Below are 809 nucleotides of genomic sequence, written 5' to 3' on the forward strand. Positions count from 1 at the left end.
TTGGTACCCCGATACTGCATTGGAGGCGGTAGGTCTCGGCGTTCAGTGGGCAAACAATCTATTGATAGCTCTGGTTAAGGTAGTAGGGAGCCTCTTCACCGGGGGAGCCAACATCAACGAATTCACCGGCCCCATTGGACTGGTAACCATAGTTGATCAGGCGGTCAGTCTTGGACTAAGAATAGTCCTTTACCTGGCTGGGTTCATATCTCTCAACCTGGGAGTAATAAATCTGATTCCCTTTCCGGCACTAGACGGTGGAAGAATGTTGCTTGCCCTCATTGAAATGATTACAAGAAGAAGGCTCGATCCAAAGATAGAGGGTCTGATCAATGTGATCGGATTCATGGTCTTGATGGGGTTCATGATTTACATTACTTTCATTGATATAGGTAGGTGGCTATGAGCGGGGTCGTTCGCGTTGGAGATGTTCTGATAGGTGGAGGAAATCCAATCACGGTCCAATCAATGACAAACACCAAGACTTCTGACGTAAACAAAACTGTTGAGCAGATCAAAAGGCTCGAAGATGCAGGTTGTGATCTGGTAAGGGTATCAGTTCCAGACTTTGAGTCGGCTTCCGTACTGAAGGAGATCACTTCTTTAAGCAGGATACCTGTCATAGCAGATATTCACTTCGACTATAAACTTGCCGTAGAATCGATCAAAAACGGCGCTGCAAAGGTGAGAATTAACCCAGGAAACATCGGTCAAGATTGGAAAGTCAAAGAAACTGTGAAAATCGCAAAGGAATATGGCGTTCCAATACGAGTCGGAGCTAACTCCGGTTCTCTTGACAAGAGATTCAG

At 45.9% G+C, this 809-nt stretch carries 2 protein-coding genes; both read left to right on the plus strand.

The window, feature by feature from the left end; genetic code table 11:
* On the plus strand, positions 1–406 hold a 406-nt coding region (locus BG32_RS09810; protein WP_183084317.1), incomplete at its 5' end, for a site-2 protease family protein.
* Positions 403–809: flavodoxin-dependent (E)-4-hydroxy-3-methylbut-2-enyl-diphosphate synthase (locus BG32_RS09815; protein ID WP_147434920.1), on the plus strand; the 407-nt coding region annotated here is incomplete at its 3' end. The genes BG32_RS09810 and BG32_RS09815, both read left to right, overlap by 4 nt.

Source organism: Mesotoga sp. HF07.pep.5.2.highcov, assembly GCF_003666285.1.
Taxonomy (GTDB): Bacteria; Thermotogota; Thermotogae; order Petrotogales; family Kosmotogaceae; genus Mesotoga; species Mesotoga prima.